This window comes from Blautia sp. HCN-1074 (genome assembly GCF_037890165.1).
Classification (GTDB): domain Bacteria; phylum Bacillota; class Clostridia; order Lachnospirales; family Lachnospiraceae; genus Blautia_A.
In genome coordinates this window covers 36,817-55,901 of the sequence record NZ_JBBKBP010000029.1, presented here as the reverse complement: position 1 = coordinate 55,901, position 19,085 = coordinate 36,817, and the positions used below count along the sequence as shown (strand labels likewise).

Below are 19,085 nucleotides of genomic sequence, written 5' to 3'. Positions count from 1 at the left end.
AAGCAGATGAAGAAAACCATGTAGACAGTTATTATGGCAAGAAGCTTCTTGGTGGTTATCACAATTCCATTGAAGGTCCGCATATCATGTATGATAAGACCAGTGGATATTATTATCTGTTCTTATCCTACGGAAATCTTCAGGCGAAAGGTGGCTACCAGATGCGTCTGTTCCGCTGCGATACAGTAGACGGCACTTATACAGATGCAGCAGGAAAAGATATGTATCTCTTTGTGGAACACAAAGACCATGGACTGAAAATGATGGGAAATTATACTTTCCCAAGTCTTACCCAGACCTACATGGCACCAGGCGGACAGACTGCATTTGAGGATGAAGACGGCAAACTGTATCTGGTTTACCATCAGAGATTTGCCAAAACAGGAGAACTTCATGAGCCGCGTGTTCACCAATTGTTCCGCACTAAAGATGGCTGGCTGGTTGCCGCGCCTTTTGCGACCAGTGGAGAGACTTTAAAAGAAGACGGATATGTGGCAGACGAGATTCAGGGAGTCTATTATCTGGTGAATCATGGAACAGATATCTCTGATAAAGTACATAAACCACAGAAGATTCAGCTCAATGCGGACGGAACAGTTACAGGCGAAGAACTGGATGGAACATGGAGCGCAGAGGAAGGCACACCATATATTGACGTGACTCTTGGCGAAACTACCTATACAGGTGTCGTTCTGGAAATGACTGATGAGGCAGGTAATGATACGATGTGCTTCAGTGCGAAAGGTGAAAATAATGAAACAATCTGGGGTGTGAAATATCTTCTTCCGTGATTTAACCGAATCAAGTAAGTCTCCTGTTTCAACTGCGAATATCCGATTGACTCAGGTATTCTCAGGATGATATCCGATGGTAATCTGGATATGCTGATTATAATCTCCGAATCCTGCACCAAAAAGAGTGCATCCGCCGGGATGCTCTGCACCCGGTAAAACGGAAAATCGAAACTTCATAACAGACTGATCGGTAAGGGCAAGCTGTCTGGTGGAAACATCAGACAGCTTTTCTGCGTCCAGAAAAGTTCCTTCCGAAGTGATTGTCAGTTTTTTCAACAGACCATACTGATTCAGGAACGGAAACCACCAGGAAGGATTATATTTTCCTTTTCGGTCACCGTAATCCCCTGGGCTTGTCCAGGTGCCGAGAATCACTCCGTTTAGGGAAAATGTAATATCAGAAGGCCAGACATTACAAAATCTGGGGGCTTCTGAACTAATTTCAAAAGAAATCGTAAGTTCTTCGATCACACTGCGGTCAGGAATAAAATTTGGCAGAATATATTCCAGATATCCGGTAGTAAACCAGACGATACGTGCCTGGTAACTACTGGGATGTACGAAATAGCGAGGCTGATCCAGTTGTCCCACAAAGGAAGTAGCGGTGGCCATTCCACAGGTAGGAGTTACAGAAAAATCAGAAAAATGTCCCACGCCGATCTCTGCACTGTAAATCTGAAGGTCGGGACCGGACAAAGTCATATTTACCAGAAGCTGATCCCAGTCTTTGACGAAATAGCAGCGTTTCTGTGTGCCGTGAGTCAGAGACTCATCTCTGAATTCAATAAGTCCTGCTTCCTCAAGTAAAACCAGATGAGGGGACAAAGTAGTGACCGGAAGCTGCAGATTTTGTGCAAGTTGCTTAATGTTTAAACCCTCTTTTTCCTGAATAAGACGCAGGATTTTGACACGGACAGGAGATCCAAGAGCTTTGAAGATCATAAGACCATCTGTTACAGAATAGGATTTCAAATCAAAAACCTCCTTTTTACGGCTTGTTTTCGCATATTCTGACGGATTTCTTCGTAGATTATACTAAACAAGAAGTTTTAGAAAAATACGTTTTGATTATTAATTCTATCATAAAAATAGTCAAAAAGACAGTGAAAATTAGCTAAAAAGTAGTGAGAATGACGAAGAAATGACAAATATTTATTTTGGATTTATCTAAAATAATAAAAATAAATCAAAAATATATTGACATTTACAGGAATAAATTATATAATATCAACATAAACCGGAGCGAAAAAGAAAAAAGTTGTGCAAAATGCCCATAACGAAACAGTGGACTGCATATTTTAGAAAAACACGAATTGATTATGAAGTTTGTACAATAGCATCATTGGAACCGGAAGAGCGCAAAGAAACCAAAAAAAGGAGGATTTTTTTATGAAGAGAAGAAAATTGTTCGCGTTGCTTATGACTGCAGCTATGGCAGTATCCAGCATGAGTATGGCAGTGAATGTCTTCGCAGAAGAAGACACAACAGAAGAAGCTGCTGACAGCGAAGAACCGGCTGAGGGAGAACCTACTGCAGTTACAACCGTAGGTCCTGATGATGGAACAAAATACGAGATGTGGTCATTCGTAGACTTGCATAACGAATTCTACGGCAAAATGGTAGAGAAATGGAATGAGGAGAACCCTGACAAACAGATTCAGATTACATTCAGTACTTATCCATACTCTGACATGCATAACAAATTAATGATGTCCTTACAGGCTGGTTCAGGTGCTCCTGACCTTTGCGACATCGAGATCGGACAGTTCCCGAACTATTCTGGTGATGACAGCCCTCTGTACTCCATGAATGATGCACTTGCTCCATATGAAGACACAATGGTACAGTCCAGACTTGATGTTTATTCCAAGGCTGATGGAACAAGACTTGGCGTTCCTTTCCATGTAGGTGCAACAGTTATGTACTGGAATGCAGATCTTCTTGAATCTTATGGATTAGATTACAAATCTGTAAAGACATGGGATGATTACACCAAACTTGGTGAAGAATTAAAAGAAGCTTCCAACGGTGAAGTGTACTTAACATCTGTTGATACAGGCGGTGTTGACTGGATGTGGCTTGCAATGGCTGAGAACGGTGAAGACTGGACAGGCGGTCCGGACGGAACAGTAAATGTTCAGCTTGATTCCGTAAAAGAAATGCTTACAATGCAGCAGAACTGGTTAAACGATGGAATCGCAATGGTATCCACAGACGGACATGTTGACCTTGAAGCTGGTTTCTCCAACATCATGGACGGCAAGATTGCTTCCTTCCCGAAAGCTATGTGGTATATGAGCCGTTTCAAAGATTACATGCCGGAAATGGAAGGCAAATATGACATCACAACATGCCCTGTATTTGAAGAAGGACAGAAATGCTCCGTTGGTATCGGCGGTACAGGTACAGTTGTAACTAATCAGTGTGAAAATCCGGAACTTGCAGCTGAATGGCTTGCATGGGCAAAATGCTCTGAAGAAGGTGAAAACCTGATCTGGAATGAACTTGGATTTGACGTTTGTAACACAGCATTATGGTCTGATGAAGCATTTGCTTATGACGAGTCCAATACTTACAACACATTCTTCCGTGTAAAACCTTACGAAGTTCTGAATGAACTTGCTGAAAACGATGCAATCGGAACTGTTTACACAACAAAGAATTCACCGACACTGAATGACTACATGTGCACAACAACTCTGAACAATGTATTAGAGGATGGCATGGATGTAGATGAAGCACTTCAGGATGCTCAGGATTATCTTGATTTCGAGTGCGAATAATAAGATAACTGTTCACTGATTAAGTGAATAATGAAATGGGAACTGTAAGAAATCTGCAATTGTGAAGATACTGAATGATTGCAAAAAACTGCAGAAACCGAAGTGATATGGGAGGCCAGGGAATCGCATTCCCTGACCTCCTTTACTGTTATCCTGACAGAAAATGAGATCCACAATAATCTAAATAATGGAAATTTCTGTATGAGGATCTGATTTTTTGTCAGGATGACTGTAAGATAAAAAGACAACGTTCTGTCTTGAATCAGTTCAATTTTAAATCATTAAAATAATGAAAAGGAAGAGGAGGAATTCATTGTGAATAAAGTGAAAAAGATGCTCTATTCTCAGAAGGTAGCACCGTACGTATTCGTACTTCCGTTTGTTGTCAGCCTTCTGATCTTCTGGTTATATCCACTCATCAGCGGTATTGTAATGAGTTTTCAGGATATTTCCTTTGGTGGTTCTCAGTGGGTTGGATTAAAACATTACCAGAAACTTGCTTCTGATAAGTTCTTTAAAACAGCCGTATTCAACAGTGTGGAATATATGCTTCTGACACTGCTTTTGCTGATTCCCATCCCAATGATGCTTGCGGTACTGATGGAAAGCCGTCTGACCAAAGCAAAAGGTGTATGGAAAGTGATCATGTACATTCCGGCACTGACATCTGTAGTTATTTCCGGTATGTTATTCCGACTGATGTTCTCAGAAGGTGATAACGGACAGATGAACCAGTTAATGCATTTACTGGGCAATGCAAGCATTCCGTGGTTAAAAGCAAAAACTACCGGATGGGTAGCACTGCTATTACTCTGTATGTGGAGATGGACCGGTGTTAACATGCTGTATTTTATTTCTGGATTAAAGAGTATTGATACTTCTCTTTATGAGTCTGCAGACATTGACGGTGCCAATGCAAAACAGAAATTCTGGTATGTGACATTACCGCTTCTGAAACCAACAACCATCTATGTTATTACAATCTCCGTATACGCAGGTCTTTCCATGTTCCTTGAGAGTTTTATGCTGTGGAATGGTAACTCCTCACCAAAGAACATTGGTCTTACAATCGTAGGATATCTGTATAAACGTGGTATAGAGAAAAACGATATGGGTTATGCGTGTGCCGTAGGCATGGTACTTCTGGTCATTGCCCTTGCTATCAATGTTGTTCAGCTTGTGGCAACAGGAACATTCAAGAAGGAGGAAAAGTGATATGGCAAAAACAGATGCGCCAAAAACAATGGCATCAAATCATAAAGTTGCGACTGTATTGTCCACAGGACTGTTTGCTGTTCTGTGTGTGCTGATCGCATTCCCGCTTCTTGCCGGATTCTTCGCTTCCTTCCAGGAAGGCCGTGAAGTTGTTATGAAGGGTATGTCCCTGAATCTTGATTTTTCCAAGATGCATCTGGATAATTACAAATACCTTTTCTCCGGAAATGAAGACTCCCGTAAATACTTCATGTGGTATAAAAACAGTCTGATCCTTACATTGATCACAGTAGTTCTGACACTGCTGGTATGCTATTTCATCGCATATGGACTGACCATGTACAAATTTAAACTTCAGGGATTCTTATTCTTCCTGGTAATTGCAACGATGTGCGTTCCTTTTGAAATTCTGATGCTTCCTCTTTATAATGAAGTTACAACGCTGGGAATCATCAATACAAGAGCTGGCGTTATCCTGCCCGGACTATGTGGAGCCTCGACGATTTTCTTCTTCAAGCAGTATATGCAGAGTCTTCCGAAAGAACTTCTGGATGCAGGAAGAATTGACGGATGTACAGAGTATGGTATCAGTGTGAAAATTATGATGCCAATCACAAAACCGGCATTCGCATCTATGGCAATCCTGTGTGCAATGGGTTCCTGGAACAATATGTTATGGCCGATGTTAGTATTCCGTGATACAAGCAAGTTTACACTTCAGATCGGTCTGAACACACTGCTGACACCTTACGGAAACAACTACAACCTGCTGATTGCCGGTTCTATGTTCGGTATCCTGCCAATCCTGATTATCTACTTGATCTTCCAGAGATACCTGATTGATGGTATGACATCTGGCGCGGTTAAGGGTTAATTTTGAATTTATTTTAATGAACGGAGGTTCAAGTTCTATGGCAAAACAGGCAAAAATGGTAGTGGACAAAGCGTTCTCCATTTCAAAAATTGACAAGAGAATTTACGGTTCTTTTATTGAGCATCTTGGAAGAGCTGTATACGATGGAATTTATCAGCCGGGACATCCGCTTTCCAATGCGGACGGATTCCGCAAAGATGTAATCGATCTGGTAAAAGAACTGGATGTACCGATCGTACGTTACCCAGGTGGAAACTTCGTATCTAACTTTTACTGGGAAGACAGCGTAGGTCCGGTTGAGGAAAGGCCTCACAGACTGGAACTTGCATGGAGAAGCCTTGAGAAAAATGAAGTAGGTCTTCATGAGTTTAAGAAATGGGCAGATGCAGCCAATTCAGAAGTAATGATGGCAGTAAATCTTGGAACAAGAGGAATCACAGATGCCTGCAACCTTCTGGAATACTGCAACCATCCGGGCGGAACAAAATACAGCGATCTTCGTATCAAACATGGACAGAAAGATCCATATGGATTTAAAACCTGGTGTCTTGGAAATGAAATGGATGGTCCTTGGCAGATCGGACATAAGACTATGGATGAGTATGGCAGACTGGCAGAAGAAACTGCCAAAGCAATGAAACTGATCGACCCGTCCATCGAATTTGTTGTATGTGGAAGCTCTAATCAGGAAATGCCTACTTTTGCGCTCTGGGAAGATCATGTACTGAGTCATACTTATGATTATGTAGATTATTTATCTCTTCATACATATTATGGAAATCGCTCTGATGACAGTAATGATTTCCTTGCCAAATCCGATGATATGGATGAATTTATCCGCACGATCATCGCAACCTGTGATTATGTAAAAGCGAAAAAACGTAGCAAAAAGAATATGTATCTCAGCTTTGATGAATGGAATGTATGGTATCATTCCAATGCAGCTGACAATGACATTACAGAGAACCATCCATGGCAGGTGGCACCGCCGCTTCTTGAGGATATCTACAACTTTGAAGATGCCCTGCTGGTAGGTCTGATGCTGATCGTGCTTATTCGTCATTCTGACAGAGTTAAAGTAGCGTGCCTGGCACAGTTGATCAATGTTATTGCTCCGATCATGACAGATCCAAATGGTGGTGGTTCCTGGAAACAGACAATCTTCTATCCGTTTATGCATGCTTCCAAATATGGCCGTGGCGTTGCCCTTCAGCCAGTAATCTCATCCACAGAGCATGAGACAAGCGGACATGGAAGTATCGCAGATGTGGAAGCAGTTGCTGTTTATAATGAAGAAAAAGAAGAAGTTACTATTTTCGCAGTAAACAGAAACCTGAAAGAAGATGTCGTTCTGAACACAGATGTAAGAAGTTTCGAAGGCTACAGAGTAGCTGAGCATATCGTGCTCGAAAGCGACGACCTGAAAGTAGTTAACGCATTTGGACAGGAAAATGTAAAACCAAAAACAACACAGCAGACAACTATGGACAACGGAGAACTGACAAGTATGCTTCACAAAGCTTCATGGAACGTGATTCGTCTGGTGAAAGATGAGAATTAAGTAAAAATTTAGATTTTGCATACCTGAAAATAAGTAAAAACAACAGGACTGTATGAAAAAACATACAGTCCTGTTATTTTTGGCTATATAATGATGGTATCTGTTTATTTGGCTGATATAGGTAGAGATTCTGTTTTTGAGGCGAATATTTGCCGGGCTTATTTGTTCAGATGAGACTGAAGCGTTTGTATGGTATATTCATGCAGCGCTTCTTTTTTGCTTCTGTCAATCTGAAGATAGCGTGCATAAAGTACATCCAAAACCAGTAAAATCGGAAACTGTGGAGAAATGATATTTCCATATTCCAGATGCTTCATGCTGGCGAAAATCAGTGTCTCATCACAGAATTCCTGATAAGTGTTAAATTCTGAAATCTCAAAACTGGGAATATTTTCTTCAGGAGCGGGAATAAGGCTCTTCTTATATTCATAAATGAATTGCTGTTATGGAAGTCTGAAGCCAAAACAGACAAAGCTATTGCAGATGGTCTTGGTGTTAGCGTGAATACTGTCCGTCGCTGTATTGACCGTTATCTTAACAGCGGAATTAACCTTGCTATATTTGATGATGAACGTTCCGGCCGCCCGGCTGAAATTACTGACGATGCAAAATCATGGATTGTCAGTATAACCTGCCAAAAGCCCTGTAATCTTGGCTATGCCGCAGAATTATGGACGTTGGCAGCACTCACAAACACATACAGGCACATGCTGAAGAAGCCGGCTATCCACGTTTAAAAACGGTTACAAAACCATGGCTTCAAAAATATCTCAAAAAGACGGAGATTAAGCCGTTCAAAATCAAGTATTATCTTGAACGAGAAGATTCTGAATCATCATACCGGACAACGGGCATTTGACACATACTATTTCGTATGATGAAAAACCCGGCATTCAGGCTGTTGTCGACAAATACCCCGACCATAATCCAACAGAGGAAAACGGTTATATCTGTCGAGATTATGAGTATGTGCGGCTTGGAACGCTGTCATTGCTTGCTGGTATTGACTCCTGACAGGTGAGGCAATTCCATTGGTGAGCCAGACACACAAAAGTTCTGATTTTATTAAGTTTTAAAAAATGCTCGGTGCAAAATATCCAGAAGGTGACATAATCCGATTGATATTGGACAATCACTCAGATCATACATCAAAGGAAACACATCAGTTTCTTGCAGCACTGCCAGAAGATCGATTTGTGTTTGTATTTACACCGACACACACCTCGTGGCTGAACATGATTGAAAGCTTCTTTAGCAAAATGACTAAGCAGATGTTAAAAGGCATTCGTGTCAATTTAAAGGAGGAACTATCGGAATGAATATATCACTACTTCGATGAGATCAATGCTGACCCGATTGTTTATCATTGGACATATAAAATGGATGAAATTGATCCGGATGAGGCAGCCACTATTTAAACTATCAACAACTTAATTTTCGATGTAGTAGAGTAACAACCTCAAGACATACTTTTTGCGCTAAAGCATACATTGTAAAAACAGTGTCTTCGGGGGATTTTTTCTTTTGAAAGATTATATCGAAGAGTGGGCAGTGGAAATTGCAAAATATATTATTGAGACAAAGGCAACCGTACGTCAGGCGGCGAAGAAGTTTGGAATCAGTAAGTGTACGGTACATAAGGACTGCACGGATCGTCTCAGACAGTTAAATCCCGGACTGGCATGCGAAGTCCGGCAGGTTCTGGATGTGAATAAAGAGGAACGTCATATCAGAGGTGGTCTTGCAACCAGAGAAAAGTATTTGCATCAGCATAGACAGTAGATTTTTTGACCTGTTCTTTGTATAATAACTGGTAGATTCAGATATCTTACAAAAGATGCAGGAGGATAAAATAATGGCATTAATGGAAGTAAATTTTTTCTCAAAAGCACTGATGCGTCCGGTAACAATGAACGTGATTCTGCCGGCAGATAAAGTATTTTTTGAAGAGGAAACAGAAGCAGATAATAAACCGTTCAAGACTTTGTATTTACTTCATGGAGTAATGGGAAACTATACAGACTGGGTAACAGGAACATGTATCAAGCGATGGGCTGAGGAGAAAAATCTGGCAGTTGTGATGCCATCCGGAGCAAATATGTTCTACATGGATCACCCAAATCTGAACGAGAACTATAGTGAATTTATTGGAAAAGAACTGGTGAAGATCACGAGAAAAATGTTTCCACTATCTCATAAAAGGGAGGATACTTTTATTGCCGGATTATCTATGGGTGGTTATGGAGCAATCCGAAACGGACTGAAATATCATGATACATTTGGATATATTGCCGGATTATCTTCAGCTATGATTTTAGAAAAAGCGAATGTTGCAGATGACAGTTCACCACTGTTTTTTGAGAAAAAAAGTTTTCTGGAAAGTGTATTTGGAGATTTGTCCAAAATTCAGGACTGCGAGATTAATCCAGAATGGATCGCTGGAAATATGAAAGAAGATGGAATTCCATTTCCGCATATGTATCTTGCCTGTGGGCTGGATGACCCTCTCCTTCCTCCGAACCGTAAATTCAGAGACACCATGCGTGAACTTGGTGTAGATGTGACCTATGAGGAAGGACCGGGAGCTCATGAGTGGGATTTCTGGAACCGCTATATTAAGAAAGTCCTAGACTGGCTTCCACTTGATAAGAACAGTAAAGAAGGATTGAATAGTGGGAATGTTGGATTATAGGAAACTGTTATAAAAGAAATACTGCATGAATTTTGTCTCTGCAACTGTGTTCTGTTGAACAGAATTTAACCGAATCAAGTAAGTCCTCTGCGGGGGTTGCGAAGAGCAATAAGCAGTGGGTGGGGACTTGATTCATGCAGTTTGTTAATTTTATTTAATAAGATAAGGCTGAAGCGTCTGTATGGTATATTCATGCAGCGCTTCTTTTTTGCTCCTGTCAATCTGAAGATAGTGTGCATAGAGTACATCCAAAACCAGCAAAATCGGAAATTGCGGAGAAATAATATTTCCATATTCGAGGTGCTCCATACTGGCGAAGATCAGTGTTTCATCGCAAAATTCCTGATAGGATTTGTCCTGTCTGGCGGTCATAAGGAGAGTGTAAGCTCCTCGCTGATGCGCGGCTGTTAAGGAAGAGATAATGTCATCTGTCTGTCCGCTGACACTAATTCCGATAACCAGACAGTTTTCATCGAGAATAACGGAGTTTACTTTCATAATATGACTGTCTGTAACAGCTTCGATATTCAGTCCGATACGCATGAAACGCAGCTTCATCTCCTGAGCTGCGAGTCCTGAGCTGCCTCTGCCATAAACATAAACACGTGGTTTAGATACCAGAAGATTAGTGATTCGTGCAATCTGAGCCTTGTCCAGTAAGGCGTTGGATTTGTTAAGAAGCTCCTGATAGGTATTGAATTCCGAGATTTCGAAACTGGGAATGTTTTCTTCGGGGGCAGGAATCAGGCTTTGCTTGTATTCGTAAATGAATTCTCTGTACCCATGAAATCCGCACTTCTGTGCGAAACGGGAAAGGGATGCTTCTGAAACATAGAGAAGTCTGGAAACATTTTTGGACGAGAAATCCTGTTCGTCTGTATTATGAATGAAGAAATCCGCGATAGTTCTTTCAAGTGGAGTAAATGTATGATAATAAGACTCAATCAACGGAATGATATTGTGCTTGTTGAGTGCCATAAATAATTAGTTCCCTTCGTAGTAATGGTATATGGATTGACTACCTATTTAACAGAATCAGGTAAGCCTCCTGCCTCAATTGCGAAAAGTGACAAGCAATAGGGGGAAAATACAGTATGTGTTGTTTGATTAAGATATACTATATCATTTTAGAAAACGGTTCTCAAGATATGATGTAAATAATTTCAACATAAAAATAAAACAAGAAAGTATTTTCATAAAAATATCTGAAATGGATATAGAATGCAGGATGATTTGATAGGAATTGAAAGAAGAATCTAAAACCCTGCCATTCATTGAAAATAAATTCAATGACACTTATAATGGGTTTACCTTAAATGGATAACAGATAAAGTAAATCTGGATGAAACAAATGGTAGAGTGGATATTAAAAAAATAACCAGAAGAGGAGAATTGGTATGATTATTTATGCAGGTAAAGACTATTATGATGTAAGCAGAAAGGCAGCGAATATTATGTCTGCTCAGATTATTATGAAACCAAGAGCAGTTCTTGGACTGGCAACAGGTTCTACACCAATCGGAATGTATAAACAGCTGATAGAGTGGTACAAAAAAGGTGATCTTGATTTCTCTCAGGTAACCTCAGTAAATCTTGATGAGTACAAAGGACTTTCAGGGGATAATGACCAGAGTTACCGCTACTTTATGAATACAAATCTGTTTGATCATGTAAATATTGATAAAAGCAGAACCTATGTACCGAATGGTCTGGAGGAGGACAGCGAAAAAGCCTGCGCGGATTATAATGAAATTATCCGCAGTGTAGGTGGAGTAGATATGCAGCTTCTGGGAATTGGTGGAAACGGACATATTGGATTTAATGAGCCGGGAGAAGCTTTTGAAAAAGAAACGCATTGTGTAGATCTTACAGAGAGTACGATTAAAGCAAATGCAAGATTCTTTGCAAGCATGGATGAGGTGCCAAAACAGGCATATACCATGGGAATCAAGAACATTATGGCGGCAAAGAAGATTTTGCTTGTGGCAACCGGAAGTGCAAAGGCAGATGCTCTTTATAAATCTCTGTATGGACCGATCACTCCGAATGTACCGGCATCTATTCTGCAGCTTCATTCAGATGTAACAGTAGTAGCAGATGAAGAGGCTTTGAGCATTATCAGAGAAAAAGGTCTTTTGTAAATTTGACGCCTGTGAGATAATAACAATATAGGCTTTGAAGGCAGATAATGAAAGTATTAATTCTTGTTGACTGAGAGCATGTATCTGGTGAAATATTGCAGAGAATGGAGCGAGCAGGATGGGAAGGGAGTTATAATAATGATTATAAAAAACGGAAAAGTTTTCCAGGAGGATGGAAGTTATAAAGTAACGGATCTGTATATAGAAAATGGCAGAATTGTATCATCAGCAGAAGAAGTGACAGATAAAACAGAGCTGGATGCATCCGGTCTGAAGGTTTTACCGGGGCTGGTGGATATTCACAGTCATGGTGCGATCAGACATGATTTTTCAGATGCAGATGTAGAAGGACTGAAGGCAATTCTACAGTATGAAAAATCACAGGGAATCACTTCTTATTGTCCTACATCCATGACACTTCCGAAGGAAGAACTTCTTAAAATTTTTCAGACAGCGAAGGATGTAGAACAGGATGAAACCTGTGCGAGAATCGTTGGCATCAATATGGAAGGACCTTTCCTTGATCCTGTGAAAAAGGGAGCGCATGTAGAAGGTTATATTCGTAAACCAGACGTGGAATTTTTCAGGGAGTGCAATGAATCTGCCGGCGGAATGATTAAACTGGTGACTCTTGCTCCGAACATGGAGGGTGCGAAAGAGTTTATCCAGGAGTTACATAACGAGGTAGTGATTTCTATCGGACATACAGCGGCAGACTATGAGTGTGCCGCAGAGGCTATGGAATTGGGAGCACTTCATGTCACTCATCTTTATAATGCCATGAATCCTATGGGACACAGAGAACCTGGCGTGATTGGCGCGGCAGCAGATAATGAGAAGTGTATGGTGGAACTGATCGGGGATGGAATTCACATTCATCCTGTGACTGTGCGCAATACTTTCCGTCTCTTTGGAGACAGCAGAGTGATCCTGATCAGTGATTCTATGATGGCAACAGGTATGGAGAATGGAATTTATGAACTGGGTGGACAGGAAGTAACTATGAAGGACAGAAAAGCAACTCTGGCAGATGGAACGATTGCCGGTTCTGCGACATGCCTCTTTGACTGTATGAAGAGTGTTATCTCCATGGGAGTACCGGAAAGAGAAGCGATTCTTGCCGCGACTGCGAATCCGGCAAGAAGTATTGGAATCTATGATGAGGTGGGTTCTCTCGCACCGGGGAAACGTGCGGATATTGTTCTGACAGATGATGAATTAAATGTTGTAAAAGTGTTGTAAGCAACGAAAGAATTCTAAGATATCTAAAAAGAGGAGAAAATTTATGATTAAAAAAGAGATTCTGGATGCGATTCATGGAAAAATGATTATTTCTTGTCAGGCTGTAAAAGGTGAGCCGCTGTATGTGGAAGAAAAATCAATCATGTATTTGATGGCTCGTGCTGCGAAGCAGGCTGGTACACCAGCAATTCGTACCAGCAGCATCCGCGATGTAATTGCGATTAAAGAAGAAACTGGACTTCCAGTTATTGGTTTGGTTAAGATTCAGTATCCAGGATATGAAGGATATATTACACCTACGATGAAAGAAGTTGATGATTTGGTGGCAGCGGGCTCTGATATTGTAGCATTAGACTGTACACTTCGCAAACGAGGTGATGGAACAACAGTAAATGAATTTGTTGCTCGGATTAAAGAAAAATATCCGGATATTATTCTTATGGCAGATATTTCCAACTATGAAGAGGGTGTTAATGCGTGGAAATGTGGTGTGGATATTGTAGGAACAACCATGAGTGGTTATACTGCCTATACATCTAAAAAGGACGAACCGGATTATGAATTGATGGAAAGGTTGGCAAAAGATATAGACATTCCCGTTATTGGAGAAGGTAAGATTCATTACCCGGATCAGGCGGTAAAAGCTCTTAAAACTGGTGTTTGGGCAATTGTAGTAGGTGGGGCGATTACACGTCCGTTGGAAATTGCTCAGCGTTTTCAGTCAGCTATTGAACAGAATAAATAAAGGAAATATTGAAATAAAACATAAAATATTATGAAATACAGCAGGTAACTTAGTAAATTACCTGCTGTGTTTTTTATATTACAGAAAATCATTCTGAAATATTTCTATGATATAAAAATGTTCTCTCGCAAGTTTTTTTCTTGTGACAGTATTGGAGATAGAGCTACAGCAATTTACCAGCAATTGCTTGAGCTGTTGCTGAACGGGCAGCAGACCGTAACTCTGGTTTCAAGCTACAATAACCATAAAAAAGACAGTCAATCAGAAAAAGCTGTCCGACCTTTGCAGCAACAGAACCAGACTGAAGCGGACTTTCATTATAACCACATTGTAAAACGACTGTTGCATATTCAGTACCTGCCGATTTTGGAAAATGAGTAATCAGAATCACAGGAATTCCCTTCTGAGAAGCAATTGATAAGGTGTCACACATATCTTTAGTAGAACCTGAGTAGGAAAAAAAAAGAATTGCATCTTCAGGCTCGGCAAGAGCCGTAGCACTGGCCTGCATATGTGAATCACTAATATGTATAAAGTCGGGAGAAGCAGTTGAAAAGCGTGCCCATGCTTCCATCGCCATAATCATACTTCCACCCTGTCCAAAACAATAAATGTGTCTGGAACGAGACAAAATAGAAATGGCTGTTTCTATAGCTTGGAAATCTAAAAGCTCAAGTGTCTCATTAAGAGAAAGAATATTTGCTGAATGTACTTTTTCGGCTATGGTACGTATGGAGTCATCAGAAGATATAGGTTCAGTTGAATTACCAGAATCGCCTAGATCTGTAGTTCGATCCGACTGGGCGAGTGCTAGTTTAAAAGCATTATAACCGGAAAGTCCCAATCCTCTACAGAAACGCGTGATGGTAGCTTCTGATACCTTGCAGTTTTCAGCAAGCGATGAAATGGAAAGATATTGGGTCTCGGCTGTATGGGAAAAAACATAGTCAGCTAATTTTTTTCCGGATTTGGTGAGTGTATGATATTGTTTGGTAATAGAATCTAGGATAGTGTCTGCCATGAGATTGACCTCCTTTAGAATCGGATATAGGAATTACAAATTTATTATAAGACAATATTTCTCATGTTGCAAGAAATGAAATGTACATTTTGACATATAAACATTTGGTATAAAAAATAATTCTATAAAAAGTGCACAAAAAATAAAATTATTTTCATTTACTAATAATATTGAAAATATATTTCAATACTGATATACTTTTATTAAGTTAAAGGAAATAACAAAATATGCCGGAAGAATTTAATAAATGCTGCCCGTATTATCTGAAAACCTGCCCGTTTTACCTTGAATATATTGACAAAAACAAACAGGCACTATAAAATATGGTTAATATATACAGAAACTAAGATAAAAAACAGATAAAAACATACAAAATACACAATAACTATGAAAAGGTATTTGGAAATAAAAGAAGAATTAATTAAAATTATAGCAGAAATGGAACCGGGTAAACCGCTTCCATCCAGACCGAAGCTTTGTGAAAAATTAGAGACAACAAGAACAACATTAGACAGGGCGATGCAGGAACTTGAGAAAGAAGGTATTGTATATTCGAAATCTGGAAGCGGAACTTATGCGATAGGTATTCTCAAGGGAAAAATTGACACAGTGGAAAACTGGGGTGTAATTGTTCCGAGTATCAGTGAGGACATTTATTCGTTATTGACTAGGGGGATAGAGAATATAGCTTGTCGGCATGGAGCTAATATTATTTTGTGCAATTCGGACAATAATCCGGAGAAACAAAGATGTTATATAGAACGACTTCTTCTTTCGGGAGTAAGTGGATTTATTATTGTTCCTATTATCTCATATAATGTGGAAGTGAGTAATATTCTTTATGGAACTTTATTGAAGTCCAATATTCCTTTTGTATTATGTAATCGTTCGGTGGAAGGAATACATGCACCAACAGTTCGTTCGAATGATTTTTATGGTGGATATATCGCAACAAAACATCTAATTTCCAAAGGATATCGTTCAATTGCATATATCGCAGAAACTATGTATAGCGTAAGTATTGAACGATGTCAGGGTTATATAAGTGCGCTGATGGAAAAGGGATATGAAATAGACCGCAGTATGATTGTTATTCCTTATGAAGATCAAAAATGTGCTTCATATAATAACATGAAAAAGCTGCTGCAGGGAGAGAAAAAGCCAGATGCAGTTTTTTGCTTTAATGATAAAGTAGCAGTAGATGTTTGCAGGGCTGTACAAGACATGGGAATGAGCGTTTCTAAGGATGTAGGAATTATAGGATATGATAATAATATTTATGCTTCTATGAATCATCCACCGATTACATCTGTATCGTTTAAGAGCTTGGAGATTGGAGAAAAATCCGCAGAAATATTAGTGAAACTTATAATTGGTGAAAAGTTGAATTCTAATTTTAATGAATATCTATATCAGCCTACTATAGTAGAAAGAGAAAGTTGCCTTGGAAAAGGAGAACTATAAATTCTAAAAAAGGAGGAGAAGGTTAAATGAATGCAGAATATCACGGAATTTATGCAGCGTTGGTAACTCCCTATACATCAGAAGGAAAAGTTGACTATAAAGAGTTGCAAAAGCTTGTAAACTACCTGATTGAAAAGGGCCTGGATGGATTTTATGTCAATGGAAGTACTGCAGAAGCATTTCTACTTTCAGAAGAGGAACGAAATAACATTATTAAAGCGGTTGTCGAGGCAAATGCAGGACGAAAAAAAGTAATCTGCCATGTGGGAGCTATTTCTACAGATCAGGCAATTGGTTATGCAAAAAATGCAGAAAAATGTGGAGCAGATGCAGTGTCGGCTATCAGTCCGTTTTATTATAAATTCAGCGAGCAGGAAATCATACAATATTATCAGGACATTATGTCTGCAACCGGATTACCTATGTTTATATATAATTTTCCAAATTTTTCAGGATTTTCTCTTACAGAAGAGATTTTGGAAAAATTGAAGCAGAATAAAAATCTTATAGGAGTAAAATTTACCAGTTCTGATATGTTTCTTTTGGAGCAGATTAAGACCCTTCATCCGGAGCTGGTAGTATGGAATGGGTTTGATGAAATGTTGTCGGCGGGATTAATTATGGGAGCGGATGGAGGAATAGGAAGCACATATAATTGTATGCCTGAACTGGCGCATAAAGTTTATGATGCTTTTGTTTCGGGTGATATTGCAAAAACACATAAGTTCCAAGAAAAACTGAATCAGGTTATAAAGGTGATATGTAAATATGGGGTATTTGCATCGGTGAAGGAGATTTTGGAGATGGATGGTTTTGCATTTCATGGGGTTCGCAGACCATTTGCTCCGATGACTGAAGAGGGAAAAAGAGAACTTCAGAAAATATATAAAGAAGTAATCGTTCCAAATCGTTAAAAACTCTGGGAAAGAGAAAGTAGTAAGAACTTAATAAAATAATGTACATAAAAGGAGGATTTTTTAATGAAGAAAAAAATTTTAGCTACGACACTTGCATTATCAATGGCAATAGCAACAATGGGTTCAGCAATGTCTGTATATGCTGCAGATGCTTCTTCTGATAGTAATACATTGAAACTGGTCTTATCTACAAATGATGGTTCTACGACAGATGATAGAGTTCCAACGCCATGGATGAACCATAATCTTGCCACTTCTTTGATGTTTCGTTCTCTTCTGATTGCTGACAGTTCACTTCAGGAAACAGGTCCTGATCTGGCGGAAAGTGTAGATATGAGTGAAGATGGACTTACTTATACGATTACTTTAAAAGATGGGCTGAAATGGTCTGACGGAGAAGCAATCACAGCAGATGATGTTATATGGTCTATTAATATGGTTCAGGAAGCAACCAGAAAGAACAGTATTTATTCTGCGGCTTTTGGAAATATAACAGAACTTACATCAGACGGAAATGTGATCACAATGGTATTAAGCACTCCATATGCTCAGATGAAAGATATTTTGGCACAGTTTTCTATTTTACCTAAACATTGTCTGGAAAACGAAGATGGAGAATCTGTAGATTCCTGTTCTTATTGGACAAATCCTGTAACATCAGGATATTATATGGTAGGAGAATTTAATGTGGGTAATTATTTCACACTTGTTCCAAATCCAAATTATGAGGGAACGGCTCCTAAAATTCAAAATGTTACAGTTTCCTTTGTATCTGATTTCCTGACCGCAGCACAGTCCGGTTCTGCTGATTTCCTTTATGGAAATGCTTCTGATCTGGTAGATGGAATGGCAAGCCTGGATAATTATACTTCTATCCCGGTAGATGTGCTTTTCTATAAGTACTTTATCTTTAATATGAAGGGGATTGACGGGAAAGAAAATGAAGCAATGCAGTCGGTCGATGTAAGAAAAGCGTTAATTGAATGTATTGATAGAGCAACACTGGCAACCCTTTACCCGAACGCAACAGTACTTAATAGCGGTGTTCCGAATAGCGATGAGGCTTACAATGGATTTGAATATACCTTTGATGCGGAACAAGGAAAGGCAGATTTAGAAGCTTCTGGATATGATATGAGTCGTACCTTAAAGATCTGTTATTATAATAACGATCAAACTAGCATTGATTTGATTAATACAATTGTATACTATCTGGAACAGGCGGGACTTACCGTAGAAGCTACCTTATCTAATGATGGGACAACAGATTTATTTACAACCAGAGATTATGATATCGGTTTTAAGGGATTAAGTAGTTTCTCTTTGAATGAATGGTATGCAGAATATATGAGCAATAGTGCAACTTTTGCCAACATTTTCGGAGGAGATACACAGTTTGATGAAGCAGTTTCTGCATTAAGCGCAGCTACTACACAGGAGGACAGAGATGCGGCATTAAATACTCTGCAAACTTTGGAACAGGAAAATTTATATAAAGTTCCGTTATTTACCGTAGGTAATTATGTATACCTCAGTGATAATGTGGAATTGCCGGAGGGTGTAGAATTCTGTAATCCGCTGTATACATGTGATATAGATTATGTAGACTGGAATGTAAAATGATTTGCATTTGAC

Annotated in this window: 17 protein-coding genes and 1 pseudogene; 14 read left to right on the top strand and 4 right to left on the bottom strand. The window is 39.5% G+C overall.

Translation table 11 applies throughout. From position 1 onward, the window contains the following. On the top strand, positions 1 to 791 hold a 791-nt coding region (locus WKT11_RS17665), incomplete at its 5' end, for a glycoside hydrolase family 43 protein (RefSeq protein ID WP_340285291.1). A 51-nt stretch (positions 792 to 842) separates the two neighbouring features. On the opposite strand, the gene WKT11_RS17660 is transcribed toward WKT11_RS17665, so the two are convergent. Then, on the bottom strand, positions 843 to 1,766 hold the full coding sequence (locus tag WKT11_RS17660; RefSeq protein ID WP_117676935.1) for an ArsR/SmtB family transcription factor: 924 nt from the start codon (positions 1,764 to 1,766) through the stop codon (positions 843 to 845). A gap of 417 nt (positions 1,767 to 2,183) precedes the next feature. Here WKT11_RS17660 and WKT11_RS17655 point away from each other — a divergent pair, with 417 nt between their 5' ends. The 4 genes from WKT11_RS17655 to arfA all read left to right on the top strand — a co-directional run bounded on the left by WKT11_RS17655 (position 2,184) and on the right by arfA (position 7,228). Next, entirely contained in the window at positions 2,184 to 3,578 is a 1,395-nt protein-coding gene (locus WKT11_RS17655) for an ABC transporter substrate-binding protein (RefSeq protein ID WP_118516823.1), read from the top strand. A gap of 315 nt (positions 3,579 to 3,893) precedes the next feature. Next, a complete protein-coding gene (locus WKT11_RS17650; protein WP_330489836.1) occupies positions 3,894 to 4,793 on the top strand; it encodes a carbohydrate ABC transporter permease in 900 nt (299 codons plus the stop codon). Between the two features lies 1 nt (position 4,794). After that, the gene (locus WKT11_RS17645; RefSeq protein WP_118591207.1) at positions 4,795 to 5,667 is read left to right on the top strand and encodes a carbohydrate ABC transporter permease; all 873 of its coding nucleotides are present in this window, start codon (positions 4,795 to 4,797) and stop codon (positions 5,665 to 5,667) included. Positions 5,668 to 5,704: 37 nt separating this feature from the next. Beyond that, positions 5,705 to 7,228: an arabinosylfuranosidase ArfA gene (gene arfA, locus WKT11_RS17640; protein WP_118609692.1), complete on the top strand. Its 1,524-nt coding sequence runs from the start codon at positions 5,705 to 5,707 to the stop codon at positions 7,226 to 7,228. 158 nt (positions 7,229 to 7,386) lie between these two features. Here the strand turns inward: arfA and WKT11_RS17635 are convergent, their stop codons facing one another. After that, positions 7,387 to 7,545, bottom strand: coding sequence for a hypothetical protein (locus WKT11_RS17635; protein ID WP_182439675.1), 159 nt, complete (start codon positions 7,543 to 7,545; stop codon positions 7,387 to 7,389). A gap of 120 nt (positions 7,546 to 7,665) precedes the next feature. Between WKT11_RS17635 and WKT11_RS17630 the strand changes: the two are divergent. From WKT11_RS17630 to WKT11_RS17620, 3 genes and pseudogenes are all read left to right on the top strand, one after another. Continuing rightward, positions 7,666 to 8,646 (top strand): annotated as a pseudogene (locus tag WKT11_RS17630) (IS630 family transposase); the annotation flags it as partial. Between the two features lie 106 nt (positions 8,647 to 8,752). Further along, positions 8,753 to 9,010, top strand: coding sequence for a sporulation transcriptional regulator SpoIIID (gene spoIIID / locus WKT11_RS17625; RefSeq protein WP_117676932.1), 258 nt, complete (start codon positions 8,753 to 8,755; stop codon positions 9,008 to 9,010). A gap of 73 nt (positions 9,011 to 9,083) precedes the next feature. After that, a complete protein-coding gene (locus tag WKT11_RS17620) occupies positions 9,084 to 9,920 on the top strand; it encodes an alpha/beta hydrolase (RefSeq protein WP_117676931.1) in 837 nt (278 codons plus the stop codon). Positions 9,921 to 10,070: 150 nt separating this feature from the next. Here the strand turns inward: WKT11_RS17620 and WKT11_RS17615 are convergent, their stop codons facing one another. Next, positions 10,071 to 10,898, bottom strand: a complete 828-nt coding sequence (locus WKT11_RS17615; RefSeq protein WP_117845394.1) for a MurR/RpiR family transcriptional regulator — start codon at positions 10,896 to 10,898, stop codon at positions 10,071 to 10,073. A 419-nt stretch (positions 10,899 to 11,317) separates the two neighbouring features. Here WKT11_RS17615 and nagB point away from each other — a divergent pair, with 419 nt between their 5' ends. The 3 genes from nagB (at position 11,318) to WKT11_RS17600 (ending at position 14,048) form a co-directional block, all read left to right on the top strand. Continuing rightward, positions 11,318 to 12,061: a glucosamine-6-phosphate deaminase gene (gene nagB, locus WKT11_RS17610; protein ID WP_117676929.1), complete on the top strand. Its 744-nt coding sequence runs from the start codon at positions 11,318 to 11,320 to the stop codon at positions 12,059 to 12,061. Positions 12,062 to 12,199: 138 nt separating this feature from the next. Beyond that, positions 12,200 to 13,303 (top strand): N-acetylglucosamine-6-phosphate deacetylase, encoded by a 1,104-nt coding sequence (gene nagA, locus WKT11_RS17605; protein WP_118591211.1) that lies wholly within the window; start codon positions 12,200 to 12,202, stop codon positions 13,301 to 13,303. Between the two features lie 43 nt (positions 13,304 to 13,346). Continuing rightward, complete coding sequence (locus tag WKT11_RS17600; RefSeq protein ID WP_117676927.1) at positions 13,347 to 14,048, top strand: N-acetylmannosamine-6-phosphate 2-epimerase; 702 nt, start codon at positions 13,347 to 13,349, stop codon at positions 14,046 to 14,048. A gap of 163 nt (positions 14,049 to 14,211) precedes the next feature. Here WKT11_RS17600 and WKT11_RS17595 read toward each other — a convergent pair whose 3' ends face one another. Next, positions 14,212 to 15,069, bottom strand: a complete 858-nt coding sequence (locus tag WKT11_RS17595; RefSeq protein ID WP_117676926.1) for a MurR/RpiR family transcriptional regulator — start codon at positions 15,067 to 15,069, stop codon at positions 14,212 to 14,214. Positions 15,070 to 15,468: 399 nt separating this feature from the next. On the opposite strand from WKT11_RS17595, the gene WKT11_RS17590 reads away from it, so the two are divergent. The 3 genes from WKT11_RS17590 (at position 15,469) to WKT11_RS17580 (ending at position 19,073) form a co-directional block, all read left to right on the top strand. Next, a complete protein-coding gene (locus WKT11_RS17590; RefSeq protein ID WP_178762190.1) occupies positions 15,469 to 16,533 on the top strand; it encodes a GntR family transcriptional regulator in 1,065 nt (354 codons plus the stop codon). A 26-nt stretch (positions 16,534 to 16,559) separates the two neighbouring features. Continuing rightward, a complete protein-coding gene (locus WKT11_RS17585; protein ID WP_117676924.1) occupies positions 16,560 to 17,447 on the top strand; it encodes an N-acetylneuraminate lyase in 888 nt (295 codons plus the stop codon). Between the two features lie 66 nt (positions 17,448 to 17,513). Beyond that, the gene (locus WKT11_RS17580; RefSeq protein WP_117676923.1) at positions 17,514 to 19,073 is read left to right on the top strand and encodes an ABC transporter substrate-binding protein; all 1,560 of its coding nucleotides are present in this window, start codon (positions 17,514 to 17,516) and stop codon (positions 19,071 to 19,073) included. Positions 19,074 to 19,085 lie beyond the last annotated feature (12 nt).

What these genes read in the sequence shown, in the direction of transcription:
- WKT11_RS17600 (WP_117676927.1), top strand. Translation starts at nt 13,347, where the DNA reads ATGATTAAAAAAGAGATTCTGGATGCGATTCATGGAAAAATGATTATT.
- WKT11_RS17645 (WP_118591207.1), top strand. Translation starts at nt 4,795, where the DNA reads ATGGCAAAAACAGATGCGCCAAAAACAATGGCATCAAATCATAAAGTT.
- WKT11_RS17620 (WP_117676931.1), top strand. Translation starts at nt 9,084, where the DNA reads ATGGCATTAATGGAAGTAAATTTTTTCTCAAAAGCACTGATGCGTCCG.
- nagB (WP_117676929.1), top strand. Translation starts at nt 11,318, where the DNA reads ATGATTATTTATGCAGGTAAAGACTATTATGATGTAAGCAGAAAGGCA.
- WKT11_RS17580 (WP_117676923.1), top strand. Translation starts at nt 17,514, where the DNA reads ATGAAGAAAAAAATTTTAGCTACGACACTTGCATTATCAATGGCAATA.
- arfA (WP_118609692.1), top strand. Translation starts at nt 5,705, where the DNA reads ATGGCAAAACAGGCAAAAATGGTAGTGGACAAAGCGTTCTCCATTTCA.
- WKT11_RS17635 (WP_182439675.1), bottom strand. Translation starts at nt 7,545, where the DNA reads ATGAAGCATCTGGAATATGGAAATATCATTTCTCCACAGTTTCCGATT.
- WKT11_RS17585 (WP_117676924.1), top strand. Translation starts at nt 16,560, where the DNA reads ATGAATGCAGAATATCACGGAATTTATGCAGCGTTGGTAACTCCCTAT.
- WKT11_RS17595 (WP_117676926.1), bottom strand. Translation starts at nt 15,069, where the DNA reads ATGGCAGACACTATCCTAGATTCTATTACCAAACAATATCATACACTC.
- nagA (WP_118591211.1), top strand. Translation starts at nt 12,200, where the DNA reads ATGATTATAAAAAACGGAAAAGTTTTCCAGGAGGATGGAAGTTATAAA.
- WKT11_RS17655 (WP_118516823.1), top strand. Translation starts at nt 2,184, where the DNA reads ATGAAGAGAAGAAAATTGTTCGCGTTGCTTATGACTGCAGCTATGGCA.
- WKT11_RS17615 (WP_117845394.1), bottom strand. Translation starts at nt 10,898, where the DNA reads ATGGCACTCAACAAGCACAATATCATTCCGTTGATTGAGTCTTATTAT.